This window comes from Streptomyces plumbidurans, from assembly GCF_019857225.1.
In the GTDB taxonomy this organism is placed as follows: Bacteria; Actinomycetota; Actinomycetes; order Streptomycetales; family Streptomycetaceae; genus Streptomyces; species Streptomyces plumbidurans.
Genome location: NZ_JAFJSY010000112.1, coordinates 1 through 21,098, shown reverse-complemented (window position 1 = coordinate 21,098; position 21,098 = coordinate 1). Strand labels below are relative to the sequence as shown.

24 protein-coding genes and 1 pseudogene are annotated in these 21,098 nt (G+C 69.8%); 8 read left to right on the top strand and 17 right to left on the bottom strand.

Annotated elements, in window-relative coordinates; genetic code table 11:
• Together JYK17_RS37860 and JYK17_RS37855 are read right to left on the bottom strand one after the other, a co-directional pair.
• Positions 1 to 406, bottom strand: a pseudogene (locus JYK17_RS37860) (hypothetical protein); the annotation flags it as partial.
• Positions 403 to 594 (bottom strand): hypothetical protein, encoded by a 192-nt coding sequence (locus JYK17_RS37855; protein WP_128803392.1) that lies wholly within the window; start codon positions 592 to 594, stop codon positions 403 to 405. The pseudogene JYK17_RS37860 and the gene JYK17_RS37855, both read right to left, overlap by 4 nt.
• Positions 595 to 722: 128 nt before the next feature.
• On the opposite strand from JYK17_RS37855, the gene dapA reads away from it, so the two are divergent.
• Positions 723 to 1,634: a 4-hydroxy-tetrahydrodipicolinate synthase gene (gene dapA / locus JYK17_RS37850; protein ID WP_222812162.1), complete on the top strand. Its 912-nt coding sequence runs from the start codon at positions 723 to 725 to the stop codon at positions 1,632 to 1,634.
• 77 nt (positions 1,635 to 1,711) lie between these two features.
• On the top strand, positions 1,712 to 2,215 hold the full coding sequence (locus tag JYK17_RS37845) for an HAD domain-containing protein (RefSeq protein WP_181362527.1): 504 nt from the start codon (positions 1,712 to 1,714) through the stop codon (positions 2,213 to 2,215).
• Between the two features lie 43 nt (positions 2,216 to 2,258).
• On the opposite strand, the gene dapD is transcribed toward JYK17_RS37845, so the two are convergent.
• Genes dapD through JYK17_RS37785 form a run of 12 tightly spaced genes read right to left on the bottom strand, consistent with a single transcriptional unit; the run spans position 2,259 to position 11,216 of the window.
• Positions 2,259 to 3,248: a 2,3,4,5-tetrahydropyridine-2,6-dicarboxylate N-succinyltransferase gene (dapD, locus tag JYK17_RS37840; RefSeq protein WP_108013573.1), complete on the bottom strand. Its 990-nt coding sequence runs from the start codon at positions 3,246 to 3,248 to the stop codon at positions 2,259 to 2,261.
• A gap of 54 nt (positions 3,249 to 3,302) precedes the next feature.
• Entirely contained in the window at positions 3,303 to 3,854 is a 552-nt protein-coding gene (locus tag JYK17_RS37835; protein ID WP_222812161.1) for a TetR/AcrR family transcriptional regulator, read from the bottom strand.
• Positions 3,854 to 4,174: a DMT family transporter gene (locus JYK17_RS37830; protein ID WP_108013571.1), complete on the bottom strand. Its 321-nt coding sequence runs from the start codon at positions 4,172 to 4,174 to the stop codon at positions 3,854 to 3,856. The genes JYK17_RS37835 and JYK17_RS37830 overlap by 1 nt, the downstream gene beginning before the upstream one ends.
• Before the next feature lie 24 nt (positions 4,175 to 4,198).
• Positions 4,199 to 4,582: a VOC family protein gene (locus tag JYK17_RS37825; protein WP_108013570.1), complete on the bottom strand. Its 384-nt coding sequence runs from the start codon at positions 4,580 to 4,582 to the stop codon at positions 4,199 to 4,201.
• A gap of 53 nt (positions 4,583 to 4,635) precedes the next feature.
• A complete protein-coding gene (locus JYK17_RS37820) occupies positions 4,636 to 4,968 on the bottom strand; it encodes a metal-sulfur cluster assembly factor (protein WP_108013569.1) in 333 nt (110 codons plus the stop codon).
• Positions 4,965 to 5,432, bottom strand: coding sequence for a Fe-S cluster assembly sulfur transfer protein SufU (sufU, locus tag JYK17_RS37815; RefSeq protein ID WP_108013568.1), 468 nt, complete (start codon positions 5,430 to 5,432; stop codon positions 4,965 to 4,967). Before sufU ends, JYK17_RS37820 begins: the two co-directional genes overlap by 4 nt.
• An 11-nt stretch (positions 5,433 to 5,443) precedes the next feature.
• Positions 5,444 to 6,700 carry a cysteine desulfurase gene (locus JYK17_RS37810; RefSeq protein WP_108013567.1) on the bottom strand — a complete coding sequence of 419 codons (1,257 nt, stop codon included), beginning with the start codon at positions 6,698 to 6,700 and terminating at the stop codon, positions 5,444 to 5,446.
• On the bottom strand, positions 6,697 to 7,482 hold the full coding sequence (gene sufC / locus JYK17_RS37805) for a Fe-S cluster assembly ATPase SufC (RefSeq protein WP_222812160.1): 786 nt from the start codon (positions 7,480 to 7,482) through the stop codon (positions 6,697 to 6,699). The genes JYK17_RS37810 and sufC overlap by 4 nt, the downstream gene beginning before the upstream one ends.
• Positions 7,483 to 7,489: 7 nt before the next feature.
• Positions 7,490 to 7,807, bottom strand: a complete 318-nt coding sequence (locus JYK17_RS37800) for a non-heme iron oxygenase ferredoxin subunit (protein ID WP_108013565.1) — start codon at positions 7,805 to 7,807, stop codon at positions 7,490 to 7,492.
• Entirely contained in the window at positions 7,807 to 8,988 is a 1,182-nt protein-coding gene (gene sufD, locus JYK17_RS37795; RefSeq protein WP_108013564.1) for a Fe-S cluster assembly protein SufD, read from the bottom strand. The genes JYK17_RS37800 and sufD overlap by 1 nt, the downstream gene beginning before the upstream one ends.
• Positions 8,989 to 9,048: 60 nt before the next feature.
• Positions 9,049 to 10,473: a Fe-S cluster assembly protein SufB gene (sufB, locus tag JYK17_RS37790; RefSeq protein ID WP_108013563.1), complete on the bottom strand. Its 1,425-nt coding sequence runs from the start codon at positions 10,471 to 10,473 to the stop codon at positions 9,049 to 9,051.
• A complete protein-coding gene (locus JYK17_RS37785; RefSeq protein WP_108013562.1) occupies positions 10,470 to 11,216 on the bottom strand; it encodes a helix-turn-helix transcriptional regulator in 747 nt (248 codons plus the stop codon). The genes sufB and JYK17_RS37785 overlap by 4 nt, the downstream gene beginning before the upstream one ends.
• A gap of 198 nt (positions 11,217 to 11,414) precedes the next feature.
• Here JYK17_RS37785 and JYK17_RS37780 point away from each other — a divergent pair, with 198 nt between their 5' ends.
• The 3 genes from JYK17_RS37780 to JYK17_RS37770 are packed head-to-tail and all read left to right on the top strand — an operon-like array spanning position 11,415 to position 14,167.
• Entirely contained in the window at positions 11,415 to 12,338 is a 924-nt protein-coding gene (locus tag JYK17_RS37780; protein WP_108013561.1) for an ABC transporter ATP-binding protein, read from the top strand.
• Entirely contained in the window at positions 12,335 to 13,108 is a 774-nt protein-coding gene (locus JYK17_RS37775) for an ABC transporter permease (RefSeq protein WP_128803389.1), read from the top strand. The genes JYK17_RS37780 and JYK17_RS37775 overlap by 4 nt, the downstream gene beginning before the upstream one ends.
• Positions 13,109 to 13,156: 48 nt before the next feature.
• Positions 13,157 to 14,167 (top strand): COX15/CtaA family protein, encoded by a 1,011-nt coding sequence (locus tag JYK17_RS37770; protein WP_108013559.1) that lies wholly within the window; start codon positions 13,157 to 13,159, stop codon positions 14,165 to 14,167.
• Between the two features lie 52 nt (positions 14,168 to 14,219).
• On the opposite strand, the gene JYK17_RS37765 is transcribed toward JYK17_RS37770, so the two are convergent.
• From JYK17_RS37765 to JYK17_RS37755, 3 genes are all read right to left on the bottom strand, one after another.
• Complete coding sequence (locus tag JYK17_RS37765) at positions 14,220 to 15,326, bottom strand: amidohydrolase family protein (RefSeq protein ID WP_108013558.1); 1,107 nt, start codon at positions 15,324 to 15,326, stop codon at positions 14,220 to 14,222.
• 57 nt (positions 15,327 to 15,383) lie between these two features.
• Positions 15,384 to 15,716, bottom strand: coding sequence for a hypothetical protein (locus JYK17_RS37760; protein ID WP_108013557.1), 333 nt, complete (start codon positions 15,714 to 15,716; stop codon positions 15,384 to 15,386).
• 90 nt (positions 15,717 to 15,806) lie between these two features.
• Positions 15,807 to 16,760 carry a heme o synthase gene (locus JYK17_RS37755; RefSeq protein WP_108013556.1) on the bottom strand — a complete coding sequence of 318 codons (954 nt, stop codon included), beginning with the start codon at positions 16,758 to 16,760 and terminating at the stop codon, positions 15,807 to 15,809.
• Between the two features lie 370 nt (positions 16,761 to 17,130).
• Here JYK17_RS37755 and tkt point away from each other — a divergent pair, with 370 nt between their 5' ends.
• From tkt to JYK17_RS37740, 3 genes are all read left to right on the top strand, one after another.
• Positions 17,131 to 19,218 carry a transketolase gene (gene tkt, locus JYK17_RS37750; protein ID WP_108013555.1) on the top strand — a complete coding sequence of 696 codons (2,088 nt, stop codon included), beginning with the start codon at positions 17,131 to 17,133 and terminating at the stop codon, positions 19,216 to 19,218.
• A gap of 33 nt (positions 19,219 to 19,251) precedes the next feature.
• Complete coding sequence (tal, locus tag JYK17_RS37745; RefSeq protein ID WP_222812159.1) at positions 19,252 to 20,370, top strand: transaldolase; 1,119 nt, start codon at positions 19,252 to 19,254, stop codon at positions 20,368 to 20,370.
• Positions 20,371 to 20,373: 3 nt separating this feature from the next.
• Positions 20,374 to 21,098: glucose-6-phosphate dehydrogenase (locus JYK17_RS37740; protein ID WP_222812158.1), on the top strand; the 725-nt coding region annotated here is incomplete at its 3' end.

Sequence of the window (21,098 nt, the reverse complement as noted above, 5' to 3'; positions counted from 1 at the left end):
CCGCGTCGGCCAGCGCCGAGGCGGCCGCGCCGCAGGCGCAGGGGCCTACGGTCGCGACGCGCACGCGCTGGCGGGCGTAGCGGAAGCCGCGCTCGAAGCGGATGTAGGCGCCCAGGACGGAGACCTCCAGCAGCACGGCCGCCCGGTGCTCGGTCGTGCACAGCATCGCCTCGGCCACCGCTCGCTCGTGCACGCAGTGGAACCCGCAGGCGCAGCGGCGGTGCGGTGCGCGGTGACGCAGGCCGTAGACGCAGGCCGCATCGGCCAGGACTCCGTACGGCAGCGCGCCACCCAGCGACACACCGGTGAACCCGGCCCGGGTGCCGTCGTGGGACAGCACCGGGTGGGCGATCTTGTATCCGGTCGGCGGCTCCGTAGGGCGTTCCTCCGGAAGCCGCAGTCTCATCGGGCCGCCGGAACCTCTTCGGGGGCCTTCAGTTCCGTGGTCTCCTCAGGGAGTTCGATCTCTTCGGGTTCCTGGGCCGCTGCCTGCGGCTGCTCCTCCGCGACTCCCGTGGCGAGTGCCTTGCCGAGCTTCATGTCGCCTCCCATGACGCACTGCTGCCGCTCTCCGACCTGACCATGGTGACTCATGTGGGGCCTCTTTGGACATAGGGCCCGTCGCCGGTGTTCATTTCAAAGACTTGCTTAGCAATACATCGTAGAAAAATTAAGTGGAGCTTCACTGTCCTCGCGCCGACACTGCTGCCATGACGCCTGACATGACGACTGACATGACGCCTGCCGCGGCCGGTGCCGCTCCCTTCGGCCGCGCCCTGTGTGCGATGGTCACTCCGTTCACCGAGGAGGGTGCGCTCGATGTGGACGGTGCGCAGCGGCTCGCGGCGGATCTGGTGGCGCGGGGGTGCGACGGGCTGGTGCTCTCGGGGACGACGGGCGAGTCGCCGACCACCACGGACGCGGAGAAGGCGGTGCTCGTCGAGGCGGTGCGGGAGGCGGTGGGCGGGGCACCGGTCGTGGCGGGGGTGGGGACCTTCGACACCCGGCACACGGTGGAGCTCGCCCGCCAGGCCGAGAAGTCGGGTGCGGACGGCCTGCTGGTGGTCAGCCCGTACTACAGCAGGCCCCCGCAGGACGCCCTGGAAGAGCACTTCCGCACGGTCGCCGACGCGGTGGGGCTGCCGGTGGTGCTGTACGACATCCCGGGCCGCACCGGCACCCGCATCGAGGCGGACACCATGATCCGGCTCGCCGCGCACCCGCGGATCGTGGCGGTCAAGGACTGCTCCTACGACTTCCTGGCCGCCCAAAAGGTGCTCTCCCGCACCGACTTGGCGTACTACGCGGGCTGCGACGAGCACAACCTCGCCCTGTACGCGGTGGGCGGCGCGGGCTGGATCAGCACCGTCGCGAACGTGGTCCCGGAGCAACTCCGCGCGGTCCTGGACGCGTTCGACGCGGGCGACACCTCCGGCTCCGCCCGCCTGCAGCAACGCGCCACCCCGCTCATCGAGTTGATGATGTCCTCCGGCCTGCCCGGCACGGTCACCACCAAGGCCCTGCTCCACGAACTCGGCCACCCCGCCGGCCCGGTCCGCGCCCCACTGCGCCCCGCCGACCGCGAGACGGTCCGGGGACTGCTGGCGGAGTACGAGCGGCTGGTGGCCCGCTGAGCGGGGCCCCGGCCTCTTCACCCTGCAGCTCCTCGCCCCTTCGGCATCCGGCACCCCTCGTGCCGTACGTTGTCCCCGTGAGCCGCCCGCTGCTGTTCCTCGACGTCGACGGCCCTCTCAACCCCTGGGCCGCGAAGCCCGAACGGCGGCCCGACGGGTATACGACGATCAGGGTCGCCCTCCAGCCGGGCCGCGCCCTTCGCGTCTGGCTGAACCCCTCCCACGGGGCCGCGCTGCTCGGGCTCGACTACGACCTGTGCTGGGCGACGACCTGGATGGACGCCGCCAACCGCTGGATCGCCCCCGTGATCGGACTGCCCGAGCTGCCCTACGTCGACTTCGGCGCCGACCTGTTCGCGCCGCGTCCCGACGGGGTGCACTGGAAGACGGAGGCGATCGTGGCGTACGCCGAGGGCCGCCCCTTCGCCTGGGTCGACGACGAGCAGAGCCCGGCGGACGAGGAGTACGTCTCCGCCCACCACGGCGCCCCCGCCCTCCTGCACCACGTCAGCCCCCGTCTCGGCCTGCGCGAGGCGGACTTCGCGGCCCTGGCGGAGTTCGCGGCGACGCTGCGGTCGTGACGGAGGCGGAGGGGCGCGCTAGGCGCCAAGGGGCTCCCCGGAGCTAGTTGTGGCTGTGCAGGATCTCGTTCAGGCCGCCCCAGACCGCGTTGTTCGGGCGGGCCTCGACCGTGCCGGTGACCGAGTTGCGGCGGAAGAGGATGTTGGAGGCGCCGGAGAGTTCGCGGGCCTTGACGATCTGTCCGTCGGGCATCGTGACGCGAGTGCCGGCGGTGATGTACAGGCCGGCCTCGACCACGCACTCGTCGCCGAGCGCGATGCCGACGCCCGCCTCGGCGCCGACCAAACAGCGCTCGCCGAGGGAGATGATCACGTTGCCGCCGCCGGACAGGGTGCCCATGGTGGAGGCGCCGCCGCCGATGTCCGAGCCGTCGCCCACGACGACACCCGCGGAGATCCGGCCCTCGACCATGGAGGTGCCGAGCGTGCCCGCGTTGAAGTTGACGAAGCCCTCGTGCATGACCGTGGTGCCCTCGGCGAGGTGCGCGCCCAGGCGGACGCGGTCGGCGTCGGCGATGCGCACGCCCTTGGGGGCGACGTAGTCCGTCATGCGCGGGAACTTGTCGACCGACGTCACCTGCAGGTGCAGGCCCTCGGCGCGGGCGTTGAGGCGCACCTTCTCCAGGTCGTCGACGGCGACCGGGCCCAGCGAGGTCCAGGCGACGTTGGCGAGGAAGCCGAACATGCCGTCAAGGCTCTGGCCGTGCGGCTTGACCAGGCGGTGCGAGAGGAGGTGCAGCCGGAGGTAGACGTCGTGCGCGTCGATCGGCTTCTCGTCGAGGGTGGAGATGACCGTGCGGACCGCGACCACGTCGACGCCCCGGCGGGCGTCCGGGCCGATCGCCTTGGCGGCGCCCTCGCCGAGCAGTTCCACGGCCTTCTCGGCGGACAGCCGCTCGGTGCCGGACGGGCCGGGCTGTTCGCTCAGCTCGGGCGCGGGGTACCAGGTGTCGAGAACAGTGCCGTCGGCGGCGATCGTGGCAAGCCCGGTGGCCACGGCGCCGGTGGTGCGAGAAGCAGTCGTGTCGGTCATGAGGGCAACCTAACCGGCGGGAGGGCGCGGAGGCCAACCGCGGGTCACGGTGTCTCAGGTGCCGGTCGGCGCCGTCATCACGCGGGACAGCGCCTCGCGCGCGAAGCCCTCGTCGTAGGGGGTTCCCGTCAGCAGGACCTGCAGACAGATCCCGTCCATCAGCGCCACCAGTGCCCGCGCGGTGACCGCGTCGGTGCGCCGGGCCAGCCGCAGCGCGAGGTCCTCGCACCACTCGGCCGCGACCGGGCGCAGGGCGGGGCGGCGCAGGGCGGCGAGATACAGCTCGTACTCCAGCTCCACGCCGGTGCGGTCGCCGGACAGCCACTCGCCGAGGATCCGGGCGAGTTCGGCGGCCAGGTCGCACCCGGTGTCCTCCAGGGCGCCGTGTGCGGCGACGACCTTGGCGAAGCCCTCGTTCGCCTGCCGCAGCGCGGCGACCATCAGCTCGTCGAGGGTCTTGAAGTGGTACGTCGTCGAGCCGAGCGGTACGTCGGCCTCGGCGGCGGCGGAGCGGTGGCTCAGGCCGGCCAGGCCCTTGTCCCCCACCACGCGGATCGCCGCGTCGATGATCCGCTGGCGGCGGTCGGGGTCGTAGCGGCGGGGCATCAGTGGGCTCCTCCGAGGTTGAGCACGACGACGCCGACGATGATCAGGGCGATCCCGGCGGCCTTCTGTACGGTCATCCCCTCCCCGAGGAAGACCATCCCGATGCCCACGATGGCCGCGGTGCCGAGCCCGGCCCAGATCGCGTAGGCCGTGCCGACGGACATGCTCTTCAGCGTCTGGGCGAGCAGCCAGAAGGAGACGACGTACCCGAGGAGCGTCAGCACGGACGGCCAGAGCCGACTGAAGCCGTCACTGAATTTCATGGCGGTGGTGCCACCGACCTCCGCGGCGATGGCCGCGAGAAGCATCAGAAATCCCATGTGTACGAGAGTACATAACACCGTTCACGATGACGCCTCGCGGAACGAGATCAGCGACGCCTTCGGGCGCAGTACGCAGAACTCGTTGCCCTCCGGGTCGGCCAGCACCACCCAGCCCACGCGGTCGCCCTGGCCGATGTCGACGCGGCGCGCGCCCAGTGCGAGGAGGCGTTCGACCTCGGTCTCCTGGTCGTCCGGGGCCAGGTCGAAGTGCAGGCGGTTCTTGACGGTCTTCGGGTCGCTCACCGGCATGAAGCAGATCCCGGTCGGCGCGAACTCGTCCGGCCCGATGACGACCTCACGCGGTTTCTGCGACAGGATCCGCCAGTCGAGGACCCGGCACCAGAAGCGGGCGAGTCCGGGGAGGTCGTGTGCGTCGACGACGATGTGATGCAGCGAAACGGCCATACCGGAGACGGTATGGCCGTTTCGAACGGGGCCGCAGATGTTTTCGGTGGGCCTCAGACGTTGAAGCCCAGCGCGCGCAGCTGCTCGCGGCCGTCGTCCGTGATCTTGTCCGGGCCCCACGGCGGCATCCAGACCCAGTTGATGCGCAGCTCGTTGACGAGGCCGTCCGTCGCGGACTTGGCCTGGTCCTCGATGACGTCCGTCAGCGGACAGGCCGCCGACGTCAGGGTCATGTCGATCGTCGCGATGTTCGCCTCGTCGATGTGGATGCCGTAGATCAGGCCGAGGTTGACCACGTCGATGCCCAGCTCGGGGTCGACGACGTCGTACAGCGCCTCGCGGAGTTCCTCCTCCGAGGCCGGCTTCATCTCAAGGGTCTCGCTCATGCCGTCTTCCTTTCGGCGTCGGCTCCGCCCAGGGCCTGGGCCGTCGCGTCCTTCCACGCCATCCAGCTCAGGAGGGCGCACTTGACCCGGGCCGGGTACTTGGAGACACCGGCGAACGCGACCGCGTCCTCCAGCACCTCCTCCATCGCGTCGTCGGGCTCGATCCGGCCCTTGGACTGCATCAGCTCCAGGAAGGTCTCCTGGATCTTCTGCGCGTCGGCCAGGTCCTTGCCGACGAGGAGGTCGTTCAGCACCGAGGCCGAGGCCTGGCTGATCGAGCAGCCCTGGCCCTCGTACGACACGTCCTGGATCGTCGTGCCGTCGTACCTCACCCGGAGGGTGATCTCGTCGCCGCAGGTCGGGTTGACGTGGTGCACCTCGGCGTCGCCATCCCGCAAGCCCCGCCCGTGCGGGTTCTTGTAGTGGTCCAGGATGACTTCCTGGTACATCGAGTCCAGCTTCACGCGTCAGCCCTTCATCCGAAGAAGTTCCGTACGTGCTCCAGGCCGTCGACCAGCGCGTCGATCTCCGCCGGCGTGGAGTACAGATAGAACGACGCTCGTGTGGTCGCAGGAATTCCGTAGCGCAGGCAGACCGGCCGCGCGCAGTGGTGACCCACGCGGACCGCGATGCCCTGCTCGTCGAGGACCTGGCCCACGTCGTGCGGGTGGATGTCGCCCAGCGTGAACGAGATCGCCGCGCCCCGGTCCTCGGCCGTGGTCGGGCCGATGATCCTCAGGTCGGGGACCTCGGCCAGCCGCTTCACCGCGTACTCGGTGAGGGCGTGCTCGTGGGCGAGGACCTTGTCCATGCCGAGCGCGGACAGATAGTCGATCGCCGCGCCGAGGCCGACCGCCTGGGCGATCGGGGGCGTGCCCGCCTCGAACTTGTGCGGCGCCGGCGCGTAGGTCGAGGAGTGCATGGACACCGTCTCGATCATCTCGCCGCCGCCCAGGAACGGCGGCAGGTCCTCCAGCAGCTCCTGGCGGCCCCACAGGACGCCGATGCCGGTGGGCCCGCACATCTTGTGCCCGGTGAAGGCCACGAAGTCGGCCTGCAGCGACTGCACGTCCAGCGGCATGTGCGGCGCCGCCTGCGAGGCGTCGATGCAGACCAGCGCGCCGACCTCCTGTGCGCGGCGGACTATCGCCTCGACCGGGTTGACCGTGCCGAGGATGTTCGACACCAGCACGAAGGAGACGATCTTCGTCTTCTCCGTGATGATCTCGTCGATGTTCGACAGGTCGAGACGGCCGTCGTCGGTGAGGCCGAACCACTTCAGCTTCGCGCCCGTGCGCTGCGCCAGCAGCTGCCACGGCACGATGTTGGAGTGGTGCTCCATCTCCGTGATGACGATCTCGGTCTCGTGGTCCACGCGGTAGGGCTCGTCGGCCCAACCCAGCATGTTCGCCACGAGGTTGAGCGACTCGGAGGCGTTCTTGGTGAAGATCACCTCGTCGCGGCTGGGCGCGTTGATGAACGACGCGACCTTGTCACGCGCGCCCTCGTACAGTGCCGTGGCCTCCTCGGCGAGCACATGCACACCGCGGTGGACGTTGGCGTTGTAGCGCTCGTAGTACTCGTTCAGGGCGTCGAGCACCTGGCGCGGCTTCTGCGAGGTCGCCGCGTTGTCCAGGTACACGAGCTTCTTGCCGTCGTGGACCTGGCGGTCCAGGACGGGGAAGTCCTTGCGGATCGCCTCGACGTCGAGGAGGCCCGGCAGCTGTGTCACGCGGATGCGCCACCCTTCGTGTCGACCACGTCGTGCTTCGCGTAGGCCTCGTAACCCTCGTTCTCCAGCTTGTCGGCGAGCTCGGCGCCGCCGGACTCGACGATGCGGCCGCCGGAGAAGACGTGGACGTAGTCGGGCTTGATGTAGCGCAGGATGCGCGTGTAGTGCGTGATCAGCAGGGTGCCGACCTCGCCGGTCTCGCGGACGCGGTTGACGCCCTCGGAGACGACGCGCAGGGCGTCGACGTCGAGGCCGGAGTCGGTCTCGTCGAGGATCGCGACCCTCGGCTTGAGCAGCTCCAGCTGAAGGATCTCGTGGCGCTTCTTCTCACCGCCGGAGAAGCCCTCGTTGACGTTGCGCTCGGCGAAGGCGGGGTCCATGTTGAGGCGCTCCATGGCCTCCTTGACCTCCTTCACCCAGGTACGCAGCTTGGGGGCCTCGCCGCGGACGGCGGTGGCGGAGGTCCGCAGGAAGTTCGACACGGACACACCGGGGACCTCGACCGGGTACTGCATCGCCAGGAACAGGCCCGCGCGGGCGCGCTCGTCGACGGACATCGCGAGGACGTCCTCGCCGTCGAGGGTGACGGTGCCGCCGGTGACGGTGTACTTGGGGTGGCCCGCGAGGGAGTAGGCGAGGGTCGACTTGCCGGAGCCGTTGGGGCCCATGATGGCGTGCGTCTCGCCCTGCTTCACGGTCAGGTCGACGCCCTTGAGGATCTCCTTCGTGGCGTTGTCGGCCTCGACGGTGACGCGCAGGTCTCGGATTTCAAGCGTTGCCATGGGTGCCTCAGGACTCCTGGTTGAGGGAGACGAGCACGTCGTCCCCTTCGATCTTTACGGGGTATACGGGGACGGGGCGCGTCGCGGGAAGGCCGGACGGCTTGCCGGTGCGGAGGTCGAAGCTGGAGCCGTGCAGCCAGCACTCGATCTGGCAGTCCTCCACCTCGCCCTCGGAGAGGGAGACGTTCGCGTGCGAGCAGACGTCGAAGATCGCGAACACCTCGCCCTCGGTCTGCACGACCGAGACCGGCGTGCCGTCGAGTTCCACCCGCTTCGGGGTGTCCTCCTCCAGCTCGCTCAGCCCACAGGCGCGTACGAATGCCATCAGACGGTGGCCTCCAGCTCGGTCTCGATCTTGGCGAGCAGGCGCTCCTCGATGTCCGCGACACCGATCTGCTGGACCAGCTCGGCGAAGAAGCCGCGGACCACGAGGCGGCGGGCCTCCTGCTCCGGGATGCCACGGGCCATCAGGTAGAAGAGCTGCTCGTCGTCGAAACGGCCGGTCGCGCTCGCGTGGCCGGCGCCGACGATCTCGCCGGTCTCGATCTCGAGGTTCGGCACCGAGTCGACGCGGGCGCCGTCGGTCAGCACCAGGTTGCGGTTCATCTCGTACGTGTCCGTGCCCTCGGCCTTGGCCTCGATGAGGACGTCGCCGATCCACACCGCGTGGGCGGACTCGCCCTGGAGGGCGCCCTTGTAGGCGACGTTGGACTTGCAGTGCGGGGTGTTGTGGTCGACCAGGAGGCGGTGCTCCTGGTGCTGGCCGGCGTCCGTGAAGTACAGGCCGAACAGCTCGGCCTCGGCGCCGGGGCCGGCGTAGGAGACCCGCGGGTGCAGCCGTACGAGGTCGCCGCCGAAGGTGACGACCACGGACTTGAAGCTCGCGTCCCGGCCCACCAGGGCGCTGTGCTGGGCCACGTGCACGGCCTTGTCGTCCCAGTCCTGGACGGAGACGACGGTCAGCTTGGCGCCGTCGCCGAGGATGTACTCGACGTTGGCGGCGAGTACGGCGTCACCGGTGTGGTCGATGACGACGACCGCCTCGGCGAACGCGCCCAGCTCGACGAGTTGGTGGCCGTAGCGCACGCCGCCCTCGCCGTGCACCGCGATGCGGATCGGCTCGGTGAGGACCGTCTCCTTGGGGACGGTGACCACACCGGCCTTCTCGAACGCGGAGTAGGCCTGGGCGGCGACGCGGTCCACCGGGGTGCCCGCACGGCCGAGGCGCGGGTCGTCGCGGTCGACGAGTTCGACGACGACGCCCTCGGGGGCCTCGACGGCGACCTTGACGCCCTCGCCGGTGGCGACGGCGGTGCCGTCGTGCAGCCCGCGCAGCCGCTCCAGCGGCGTGAACCGCCACTCCTCCTCGCGGCCGTGCGGGACGGGGAAGTCCTGCACGTCGAAGGACGGGGGCGCGCTCATGCGCGTGGCGACGGTCGACTCGGCGGCCACCGCGATCTGGCCGGCGGTCGTGCTGCCCACCGGGATGTTTTGAGCCTCAGCCATGGCTGTCGGTCTGCTCTCTTCCTACGTCGGGTTTCGCTGGCTGCTCGAGGGGGGCCGGTGCTAGCCGACCGCGCCTTCCATCTGCAGCTCGATCAGCCGGTTGAGCTCCAGGGCGTACTCCATGGGGAGTTCCTTGGCGATCGGCTCGACGAAGCCGCGCACGATCATCGCCATCGCCTCGAACTCGCTCAGACCACGGCTCATCAGGTAGAAGAGCTGGTCCTCGGAGACCTTGGAGACGGTCGCCTCGTGGCCCATGGACACGTCGTCCTCGCGGACGTCGACGTACGGGTAGGTGTCCGAGCGGGAGATGGTGTCGACGAGCAGCGCGTCGCACAGGACGTTCGACTTGGAGCCGGGCGCGCCCTCGCCGATCTCGATCAGACCGCGGTAGGAGGTGCGGCCGCCGCCTCGCGCCACCGACTTGGAGACGATGTTGGAGGAGGTGTTCGGCGCCATGTGGACCATCTTGGCGCCGGCGTCCTGGTGCTGGCCCTCGCCCGCGAAGGCGATGGAGAGGGTCTCGCCCTTGGCGTGCTCGCCCATCAGGTAGACGGCCGGGTACTTCATGGTCACCTTGGAGCCGATGTTGCCGTCGACCCACTCCATGGTGGCGCCCTCGTAGGCGACGGCGCGCTTGGTCACCAGGTTGTAGACGTTGTTCGACCAGTTCTGGATGGTCGTGTAGCGGCAGCGGGCGTTCTTCTTGACGATGATCTCGACGACCGCGGAGTGCAGCGAGTCCGACTTGTAGATCGGCGCGGTGCAGCCCTCGACGTAGTGCACGTAGGCACCCTCGTCGACGATGATCAGGGTCCGCTCGAACTGGCCCATGTTCTCCGTGTTGATACGGAAGTAGGCCTGCAGCGGGATCTCGACGTGCACGCCCTTCGGCACGTAGATGAAGGAGCCGCCGGACCACACGGCGCTGTTCAGCGACGCGAACTTGTTGTCGCCGACCGGGATGACCGTGCCGAAGTACTCCTTGAAGAGCTCGGGGTGCTCCTTCAGGGCGGTGTCGGTGTCCAGGAAGATGACGCCCTGCTCCTCCAGGTCCTCACGGATCTGGTGGTAGACGACCTCCGACTCGTACTGGGCGGCGACGCCCGCGACCAGGCGCTGCTTCTCGGCCTCGGGGATGCCCAGCTTGTCGTAGGTGTTCTTGATGTCCTCGGGCAGGTCCTCCCAGGACTCCGCCTGCTTCTCCGTGGAGCGCACGAAGTACTTGATGTTGTCGAAGTCGATGCCCGACAGGTCCGAGCCCCAGTTCGGCATGGGCTTCTTGTCGAACAGGCGCAGGCCCTTGAGGCGGAGCTTGGTCATCCACTCCGGCTCGTTCTTCTTCGCGGAGATGTCCCGGACGACGTCCTCGTTGATGCCGCGCTTGGCAGAGGCACCGGCCTCGTCGGAGTCGGCCCAGCCGTATTCGTACTTACCCAGGCCTTCGAGCTCGGGGTGGGCAGTCTCCTCGATGGGGAGAGTCATGCGGGGTTCCTCCCGGCCGTGCTTGCGGATGCGTTGTCAGTGGTCTGTTGGGAAATCTTGGGGATGAACGTCGTGCAGACGCCGTCACCGTGCGCGATGGTCGCCAGTCGCTGGACGTGCGTTCCGAGCAGCTGGGAGAAGATCTCGGTCTCCGCCTCGCAGAGCTGCGGGAACTCTTCCGCGACATGGGCGACGGGGCAGTGGTGCTGGCACAGCTGCTCGCCGACCGGTGCGCTGCGCGCCGTAGCAGCGTACCCGTCCGCGCTCAGCGCCCTGGCCAGGGCCTCGGTGCGCTTCTCGGGGGCGGCGGCCTCGATCGCCTTGCGGTAGGCGTCGGCCTGTTCGGCGATCCGTGCGCGCGCGAAGGCGACGACCGCCTCGTCCCCGCCGAAGCGCTCCCGGATCCAGCGCAGGGCGTCCGCGGCGAGCTTGTCGTACGACTGGTCGAAGGCGTCGCGGCCGCAGTCGGTGAGCGCGAAGACCTTGGCGGGGCGGCCTCGGCCGCGGGTTCCGTAGACCCGCTGCTCACGGGGTGCCACGACGTCGTCGGCGACCAGTGCGTCGAGATGCCTGCGTACGGCGGCCTGGGTCAGGCTCAGCCGGCCGGCCAGCTCGGCGACGGTCGAGGGGCCGTGGTCCAGGATGGAGCGCGCGACGCGGTTGCGGGTGGACCGCTCACCGGTCGCGTGCTCCTCCTGGTGCACCCCTGCCGGGGTCTCCAGAGCCTCGCCGACGTTTTTCACAACGCCATTGTTGCGTAATTCCTCTGGACCCGGCAAGCGGCGCCGGCGCCGGGGGACGGTGCCCTGCGTCACTTAGGTGCACCTAATCCGATAGGTCCGCCTGATCCGACCTGCGGAAACGATCTTTGTTTGTGCTCGCCGGTGGAGATCCTGCACCCGGCCGTCGGAGCCCGGGCCGCCGTCCCTAGACTCGGGCCCATGCGAAGTGAGCCCGTGGTCCAGGTTCAGGCCCTGGTGAAGCGGTACGGCACGAAAACCGCTGTGGACGGCCTCGACCTGGTGGCCGAGGCGGGCGTGACCGCCGTACTCGGTCCGAACGGCGCGGGCAAGACGACCACGGTGGAGATCTGCGAGGGATACCGCCGGCCGGACTCCGGCACGGTGCGTGTGCTCGGTCTCGACCCGGTCCGCGAGGCCCGCCGGCTGCACCCCCGCATCGGAGTGATGCTGCAGTCCGGCGGGGTCTACTCCGGCGCCCGGGCGGACGAGATGCTGCGGCACGTGGCGAAACTGCACGCGAACCCGCTGGACGTCGACGCCCTGATCGAGCGGCTGGGGCTCGGCTCCTGCGGCCGTACGAGCTACCGGCGCCTGTCGGGCGGCCAGCAGCAGCGCCTGGCCCTGGCGATGGCGGTGGTGGGCCGCCCGGAGCTGGTGTTCCTGGACGAGCCGACCGCGGGCCTCGACCCGCAGGCCCGCCACGCGACCTGGGACCTGGTCCGCGATCTGCGCGCCGACGGCGTCTCGGTCATCCTCACCACGCACTACATGGACGAGGCCGAGCAGCTCGCCGACGACGTCGCGATCCTCGACGCCGGCCGGGTCATCGCCCATGGCTCCCCGGAGGAGCTGTGCCGCGGCGGCGCCGAGAACACCCTGCGCTTCCTCGGCCGCCCCGGCCTCGACGTCGGCTCGCTGCTCAAGGCGCTCCCCGCGGACTGCAGCGCGGCCGAGCTGACACCGGGCTCCTACCGCGTCAACGGCAAGGTCGACCCCCAGCTGCTGGCGACGGTGGCGTCCTGGTGCGCGCAGCACGGGGTGATGCCGGACCGGATCTCGGTCGAACGGCACACCCTGGAGGATGTGTTCTTGGAGCTGACCGGTAAGGAGTTGCGCTCATGACCACGGCCACCGGCACCTACGCGCCGAAGCCCGGGGCCGCGCCCCTGCCCCGCATGATCGCCGCCCAGGCGGCGCTCGAGACCAGGATGCTGCTGCGCAACGGCGAGCAGCTGTTGCTCACGGTCGTGATCCCGACGCTGCTGCTCTTGCTGTTCAGCTCGGTGGACATCGTCGACACCGGCGCGGGCAAGTCCGTCGACTTCCTCGCCCCCGGCATCCTGGCGCTCGCGGTGATGTCCACGGCGTTCACCGGCCAGGCCATCGCGACGGGCTTCGAGCGCCGCTACGGCGTCCTCAAGCGCCTCGCCTCCTCCCCGCTCCCCCGCTGGGGCCTGATGACCGCGAAGACGGCGTCCGTGCTGGTCACCGAGGTACTGCAGGTGATCCTGCTGACGGTGATCGCCTTCGCGCTCGGCTGGTCGCCGCACGGCAACCCGGGCGCCGTGCTGCTCCTGCTGGTCCTCGGCACGGCCGCCTTCTCCGGTCTCGGTCTGCTGATGGCGGGCACGCTGAAGGCGGAGGCGACCCTGGCCGCCGCGAACCTGGTCTTCCTGCTGCTGCTCGTGGGCGGCGGGGTGATCGTGCCGATGGACAAGTTCCCGCAGGGCGCCCAGGACGTCCTCGGGCTGCTCCCCATCTCGGCCCTGTCCGACGGCCTGCGCGACGTGCTCCAGCACGGCGCCGCCGTCCCCTGGGGCGACCTGGGGATCCTGGCCGTGTGGGCGGTCGTGGGGCTGGCGGCCGCGGGGAAGTTCTTCCGCTGGGAGTAGGAGGGCGTCATGGACCCTCGTGAACGAGTGCACAAGCAGCCGCCTACGATGGTGCGCGTGCCAAACGTGACCCGCGCCGACGCCGTGGCGGCCCTGCGCAACCCGCTCTCCTTCATCGCCGCACGCTGGACCCCGACACCCCGGACGGTCCAGCGGGCGGCTCTCTCCGCGCTCGTCATGTCGGTGATCATCGTGGTCACCGGCGGTGCGGTGCGCCTGACCGGCTCCGGACTCGGCTGCCCGACCTGGCCCAAGTGCACGGACAACTCCCTCACCGCCACCAGCGCGATGGGCTTCCACGGGGCCATCGAGTTCGGCAACCGCATGCTGACGTACGTGCTGTGCGCGGCCGTCGGCTGGGCGATCATCGCGGCCCGCTCCGAGAAGCCGTTCCGGCGCGCTCTGACCCGGCTCGGCTGGGCCCAGTTCTGGATCGTGATGGGCAACGCGGTGCTCGGCGGCATCGTGGTCCTCGTCGGCCTCAACCCGTACACGGTCGCGGCGCACTTCCTGCTGTCGTCCGCCCTGATCGCCGTCGCCACGCTCATGTGGCACCGCTCCCGCGAGGGCGACGGGTCGCCCCGGCCGCTGGTCGGCAAGCCGGTGCAGCAGCTGGTGTGGTTCCTCGTCCTCGCCTCGGTGCTGCTGATCGCGGTGGGCACGGTGGTGACCGGCGCCGGACCGCACGCGGGTGACTCGAAGGAGGTCGACCGGATCCCGATCGACTGGGAGACGGTCGCCAAGCTGCATGCCGTGCTCGCCTGGATCGTGGTCACCCTGACCTTCGCCCTGTGGTTCATCCTCAAGGCGGTCGACGCCCCCAAGGGCCCCCTGTCCCGGACCCGTGAGCTGTTCGTGGTCCTGCTCGCCCAAGGCGTCATCGGCTACGTCCAGTACTTCACGCACCTGCCCGAAGCCCTCGTCGGCCTGCACATGCTCGGCTCGGCGCTGATCTGGATCTGGGTCCTGCGGGTGCTGTTCTCGCTGCGCGAGCGGCCGGTGACGGTGGCGGACCTGCCGGGCCCGGCGGCCGAGGTGACGGTCGGCACGCGCGCGTAGAGCCGCGTCTCGTACGGCTTCGCGTACGTCGGCTACGAGCTTCGCGTACGGCTCACTCCAGCCCGTACACCCTGCGCGCGTTCCCCGCCGCCAACAGCCCCGCCACCCGCTGCGCGTCCGCCGGCGACCACGCACCGTCGGAGACCCAGCCGCCCAGCACCCGGCCGAGGGCCTCGCGGAACAGCCGGGCGCCGACCACGTGCAGTTCGGGCAGGCCGTGCGCCCCGCTGGAGAAGAGGATCTTGCCGAAGGGGGCGAGTTCCAGGATCTCCGCGAGGACCGTGGCCGCGCGGGCGCCGGTCCGCACCAGCGCGGCGCCCGAGTCGGCGTAGACGTGCGGGAAGACGCCGGCGAGATGGGCGGCGTGGCGGTGGTACGGGTAGCCGTGCAGCAGGATCAGGTCGGTGCCCAGGCCCGCCGTCGCGCGGACGAAGTCCGTCAGCAGCACCGGGTCCGTGCGGTCGATGCGCTGGCCGGGCTCGCCGAGCCCCGCGTGCAGCTGGAGCGGCAGGCCCGAGGCGACCGCGATCCACAGCAGGTGCCGCAGCAGCACGGGATCGCTCAGCTCCCCGCCCACCCGGCGGCCGCTGAGCCAGCGGGCCGCGGCGCCCCGCACCTCCCCGGGCCCCGGCGGCTCGGGCGCGAGCGCCAGACCGTGCCGTACGCCCGCGACGGAGGTGAAGGCCACGGCGTTCCCGGCGGCGCCGTGCACCGACTCGGCGAGGTTGGCGAGGAAGGACTCGACGGTGCCGGAGGTGTCGGCGACCTGTTCGGCGAGCAGCTCCAGACGGACGATCTCGCGGGCCTCGGCGTCGCCCGTGGAGGCCATCTCCGAAGGGCCGGTCAGATCGCCGGGCAGGCCCGTGTCGACCAGGTACGTCGTGATGCCGCTGCCCCGCAGCAGCCTGCGGCCCGCCTCCGGTACGCCGAGTTCGCGGCGCCGGGCGAGATAGCGGGCGGGGGCGCAGTGCGGTTCCAGGCCGAGCAGCGGCGGGCACCAGCGCCGTACGGCGAAGCCCGTCTGGGTGTCGAAGAGGGTGGTGCCGGGTGCGGGCGGACCCTCGGTGCGGGCCAGCTGGGCCTCGAAGGTGCCGAGGCCCAGCTCCGTCCTCAGTACGCCGTGGCAGTACTGGTCCACCAGGGACGGCGTTTCGATCATCCGGACTCCCGCGCAGTGGACCAGTACTCCTCACAGGTCCTAACGGGTGAACCGGCGTCAGGTGTTGCTCGGACCGCCCAACTGGATCCCGGCCATGCGCGTCCACTCGTACGGGCCCGTGCGCACCTTGGCCGCGAACTCGCCGTCGAAGGACTCGTGGACGGTGATGCCGGCCTTCGCCACGGCCTGCTCGGCCAGCTCGTAGGAGGGCGCCATCAGGTCGCCCCAGCCGCCGTCCTCGCCGACCAGGACGATGCGCGCGCCGCGCTCGCCGACGTGGGCCACCTGTCCCTCGGCCCCGCCGTGCGCCTTGGAGAAGGCGCCGATCCGCTTGGCGAGCCGCGCCACCTTGCGCTCGGCCTTCGGGTCAACCTGCTCAGTCTCTGCCATGGCCAGGATGCTACCGACGGGTAGACCCAACGGCGACGGGCGGGGTGCGTGGCCTTGACCACGCACCCCGCCCGTCGGACGTCACAGGGGTCAGCGCAGGAACGGGTCCACGGCCACCGCCACGAACAGCAGCGACACATAGGTGATGGACCAGTGGAACAGCCGCATCTCCTTCAGCTTGCCGCCCGTCACCTCGGCCTTGGCGCGGTTCTGCAGGGCGTGCGCCTCCCACAGCCACCAGCCGCCGGCCGCCAGGGCGACCGTCGTGTAGAACCAGCCGGTGTAGCCGAGGGGGGTCAGCAGCAGGGAGACGGCGACCATCACCCAGCTGTAGATGACGATCTGCTTGGCGACCACCTTGTTGGAGGCGACGACCGGCAGCATGGGCACGCCCACGCGTGCGTAGTCCTCCTTGACCTTCATGGACAGCGGCCAGTAGTGCGGCGGCGTCCAGAAGAACATGACGAGGAAGAGGACGATCGGCGCCCACGACATGGAGTTCGTGACGGCCGACCAGCCGATGAGCACCGGCAGGCAGCCCGCGATGCCGCCCCACACGATGTTCTGCGACGTACGGCGCTTGAGGATCATCGTGTAGACGACGACGTAGAAGAGGAGTGCTCCGAGCGACAGCCAGGCCGACAGCCAGTTGACGGCGAAGCCGAACAGCAGGGTCGAGACCACCGCGAGCGTGATGCCGAAGGCGAGGCACTCGCGCGGGCTGACCATGCCGGTGACCAGCGGGCGCTGCGCGGTGCGGTCCATCAGCGCGTCGATGTCGCGGTCGATGTACATGTTCAGCGCGTTGGCGCCGCCCGCCGACAGGTAGCCGCCGACGCAGGTGAGCAGCACCAGCGTCAGGTCCGGCACGCCCTGCTGGGCGAGGAACATCACCGGGACGGTGGTGATGAGCAGCAGCTCGATGATCCGTGGCTTGGTCAGCGCCACGAACGCCTTGACACGGGCCCCGAACGGCCGGTGACGCGGGCTCTCGCTCGCACCGATTACCCCCGCTGGACGGGATTCGACGGCCGTCACGCACACCCCTACAGAGACATCCCAGCAAGCCCGACCCGTGTGAAGTCCCGGTAAAGGCTCGCGCGTACCACGCCACTTTAGACGTTGCCCATACCCCGATCTTCGCGGGGGTGGGGTCGTGTTGGGCGGGGCCCACCACCTGCGACGCACCGGTGCGCCCGGTCGTCGTACTCGAGCTCGATTGAGCAGCCCGAGGAGCGGGTGCGTATTCAGATGCCGAACACCGAATCAACGCAGTCGGGAGGCGGATCCCCCGGACTCCCGGCAGTCTGGAATGACTCGAAAAATTGCGCGTACTCACGGGGGTAGGCTCGACAGCGGCCGGTGGGCGCCAAGTCACCGGCATTCGACATGTGGAGAGGAGCCCTGACTCAGGGTGAGCACCAAGCCGACCACCACAGACCTCGAGTGGACCGAGTTGGACCAGCGGGCCGTGGACACCGCCCGCGTCCTGGCCGCCGACGCCGTACAGAAGGTCGGCAACGGCCATCCGGGTACGGCGATGAGCCTGGCGCCCGCCGCGTACACCCTCTTCCAGAAGGTGATGCGGCACGACCCGGCCGACCCCGACTGGGTGGCCCGCGACCGCTTCGTGCTGTCCGCCGGCCATTCGTCCCTGACCCTCTACACACAGCTCTACCTGGCCGGCTTCGGCCTGGAGCTGGACGATCTGAAGTCCTTCCGCACCTGGGGCTCGAAGACCCCCGGTCACCCGGAGTACGGCCACACCAGGGGCGTCGAGACCACGACCGGCCCGCTCGGCCAGGGCGTCGCCAACGCGGTGGGCATGGCGATGGCCGCCCGCTACGAGCGCGGCCTGTTCGACCCGGACGCTCCGCAGGGCGAGTCCCCCTTCGACCACTTCATCTACTGCATCGCCGGTGACGGCTGCCTGCAGGAGGGCATCTCCTCCGAGGCCTCCTCGATGGCCGGCCACCAGCAGCTGGGCAATCTGATCCTGCTGTGGGACGACAACCACATCTCGATCGAGGGCGACACGGAGACGGCCGTCTCCGAGGACACCGTCAAGCGCTACGAGGCCTACGGCTGGCATGTGCAGCGGATCGCCCCGAAGCCCGACGGCGACATCGACCCGCACGCCGTCTACAACGCGATCGAGGCCGCGAAGGCGGTCACGGACCGGCCGTCGTTCATCGCGATGCGCTCGATCATCGCCTGGCCCGCCCCGCACGCGCAGAACACCGAGGCCGCGCACGGCTCGGCGCTCGGCGACGAAGAGGTCGCGGCCACCAAGCGCGTCCTCGGCTTCGACCCGGACAAGACCTTCGAGGTCTCCGACGAGGTCCTCAAGCACACCCGTCAGGCGCTGGAGCGCGGCCGCGAGGCGAAGGCCGAGTGGGAGAAGTCGTTCCAGCTGTGGCGGCAGAACAACGCCGAGCGCGCGGCCGAGTTCGACCGCATCGCCAAGGGCGAGCTGCCGGCCGGCTGGGAGGAGAAGGTCCCGGTCTTCGAGCCGGGCAAGGGCATCGCCACGCGTGCCGCCTCCGGCAAGGTGCTGCAGGCCCTCGGCGCGATCGTCCCCGAGCTGTGGGGCGGCTCGGCCGACCTGGCCGGCTCGAACAACACGACCATCGACAAGACGAGTTCGTTCCTGCCGGCGAGCAACCCGCTGCCGGAGGCGGACCCGTACGGCCGCACCATCCACTTCGGCATCCGCGAGCACTCCATGGCCGCGGAGATGAACGGCATCACCCTGCACGGCAACACGCGTGTCTACGGCGGTACGTTCCTGGTCTTCTCCGACTACATGCGCAACTCCGTGCGGTTGTCGGCGCTGATGCACCTGCCGGTGACGTACGTGTGGACGCACGACTCCATCGGGCTCGGTGAGGACGGCCCGACGCACCAGCCGGTCGAGCACCTGGCCTCGCTGCGCGCCATCCCGGGCCTGAACGTGGTCCGCCCGGCCGACGCCAACGAGACCGCGATCGCCTGGCGCGAGATCCTGCGGCGCTACACCAAGGTCTTCGGCAAGGGCGCCCCGCACGGCCTGGCGCTGACCCGTCAGGGCGTGCCGGTGTACGAGCCGAACGAGGACACGGCACGCGGCGGTTACGTGATGCTGGAGGCGGAGGGCGGCGAGCCGCAGGTCGTCCTCGTCGCCACGGGTTCCGAGGTGCACGTCGCCGTCGAGGCGCGCGAGCAGCTCCAGGCCGACGGGGTGCCGACGCGCGTCGTGTCGATGCCGTGCGTGGAGTGGTTCGAGGAGCAGGACCAGGGGTACCGGGACAGCGTCCTGCCGCCGAACGTGAAGGCGCGGGTCGCTGTCGAGGCGGGGATCGGACTGACCTGGCACAAGTACGTCGGGGACGCCGGTCGCATTGTTTCCCTGGAGCACTTCGGTGCTTCCGCGGACGCCAAGGTCCTGTTCCGCGAGTTCGGGTTCACTGCGGAGAACGTGGCCGCGAAGGCCCGGGAATCCCTCGCCGCCGCCCAGCGCTGACGCCCATATACGACACGTAGGAGATGTAATTCCATGACAGACGCACTCAAGCGCCTCACCGAAGAAGGCGTCGCGATCTGGCTGGACGACCTGTCGCGCAAGCGGATCACGTCCGGCAACCTCGCCGAGCTGATCGACCAGCAGCACGTCGTGGGCGTCACCACCAACCCGACGATCTTCCAGAAGGCGATCTCGCAGGGCGACGGCTACGACCAGCAGCTGACCGACCTCGCCGCCCGCAGGGTCAGCGTCGAAGAGGCCGTCCGCATGATCACCACGGCGGACGTCCGGGACGCCGCCGACATCCTGCGCCCCGTCTTCGACGCCACCGACGGCCAGGACGGCCGCGTGTCGATCGAGGTCGACCCGCGCCTGGCGAACAACACCCTGGCGACGGTCGCCGAGGCCAAGCAGCTGGCCTGGCTGGTCGACCGCCCCAACACCCTCATCAAGATCCCGGCCACCCCGGCGGGCCTGCCGGCGATCACCGAGGTGATCGGCCTCGGCATCAGCGTCAACGTCACGCTGATCTTCACGCTGGAGCGCTACCGCGAGGTCATGGACGCCTACCTGGCCGGTCTGGAGAAGGCCAAGGCGCGCGGCCTGGACCTCTCGCTGATCCGTTCGGTGGCGTCCTTCTTCGTGTCCCGCGTGGACACCGAGATCGACAAGCGGATCGACGCGCTCGGCACCGACGAGGCCAAGGCGCTGCGCGGCAAGGCCGCCGTCGCCAACGCGCGCCTGGCCTACCAGCTGTACGAGGAGATCTTCTCCTCCGACCGCTGGAACGCGCTGGAGAAGGCGGGCGCCCGCAAGCAGCGCCCGCTGTGGGCCTCCACCGGCGTGAAGGACAAGGCCTACAAGCCGACCCTGTACGTCGACGACCTGGTCGCGCCCAACACGGTCAACACCATGCCCGAGGCCACCCTGCACGCCACCGAGGAGTCCGGCGTGATCACCGGCAACGCCGTCGCCGGGACGTACGAGCAGGCCCGCGCCGACCTCGACGCCGTCGAGAAGCTCGGGATCTCGTACGACGAGGTGGTGCAGCTTCTGGAGGACGAGGGCGTCGAGAAGTTCGCGGCGTCCTGGGACGACCTGCTCAAGTCGACCGAGGCGGAGCTGAAGCGCCTCGCCCCCTCGGAGGGTTGATCTTTGTCGAGCAGCAACCCGCTGCGTGACCCCGCAGACCGACGGCTCCCGCGTATCGCGGGGCCGTCGGGCCTGGTCATCTTCGGCGTCACGGGCGACTTGTCACGGAAGAAGCTCATGCCCGCCGTGTACGACCTCGCCAACCGGGGTCTGCTGCCGCCGGGCTTCTCCCTCGTGGGCTTCGCACGCCGCGAGTGGCAACACGAGGACTTCGCCGCCGAGGTCCACGACGCCGTCAAGGAGCACGCCCGTACGCCGTTCCGCGAGGAGGTCTGGCAGCAGCTCATCCAGGGGATGCGCTTCGTGCAGGGCACCTTCGACGACGACGACGCCTTCGAGCGGCTGCGCGGCACGATCGAGGAGCTGGACAAGGCACAGGGCACGGGCGGCAACTTCGCCTTCTATCTGTCCGTGCCGCCGCGCTCCTTCCCCGTGGTCATCCAGCAGCTGAAGAAGCACGGCCTGGCCGACCAGAGCTCCGGGTCCTGGCGCCGCGCGGTCATCGAGAAGCCCTTCGGCCACGACCTGAAGTCCGCCGAGGACCTCAACAAGGTCGTCCACGAGGTCTTCGCCCCGGACCAGGTCTTCCGCATCGACCACTACCTGGGCAAGGAGACCGTCCAGAACATCCTGGCGCTGCGCTTCGCCAACACGATGTTCGAGCCGATCTGGAACCGGTCCTTCGTGGACCACGTGCAGATCACCATGGCCGAGGACATCGGCATCGG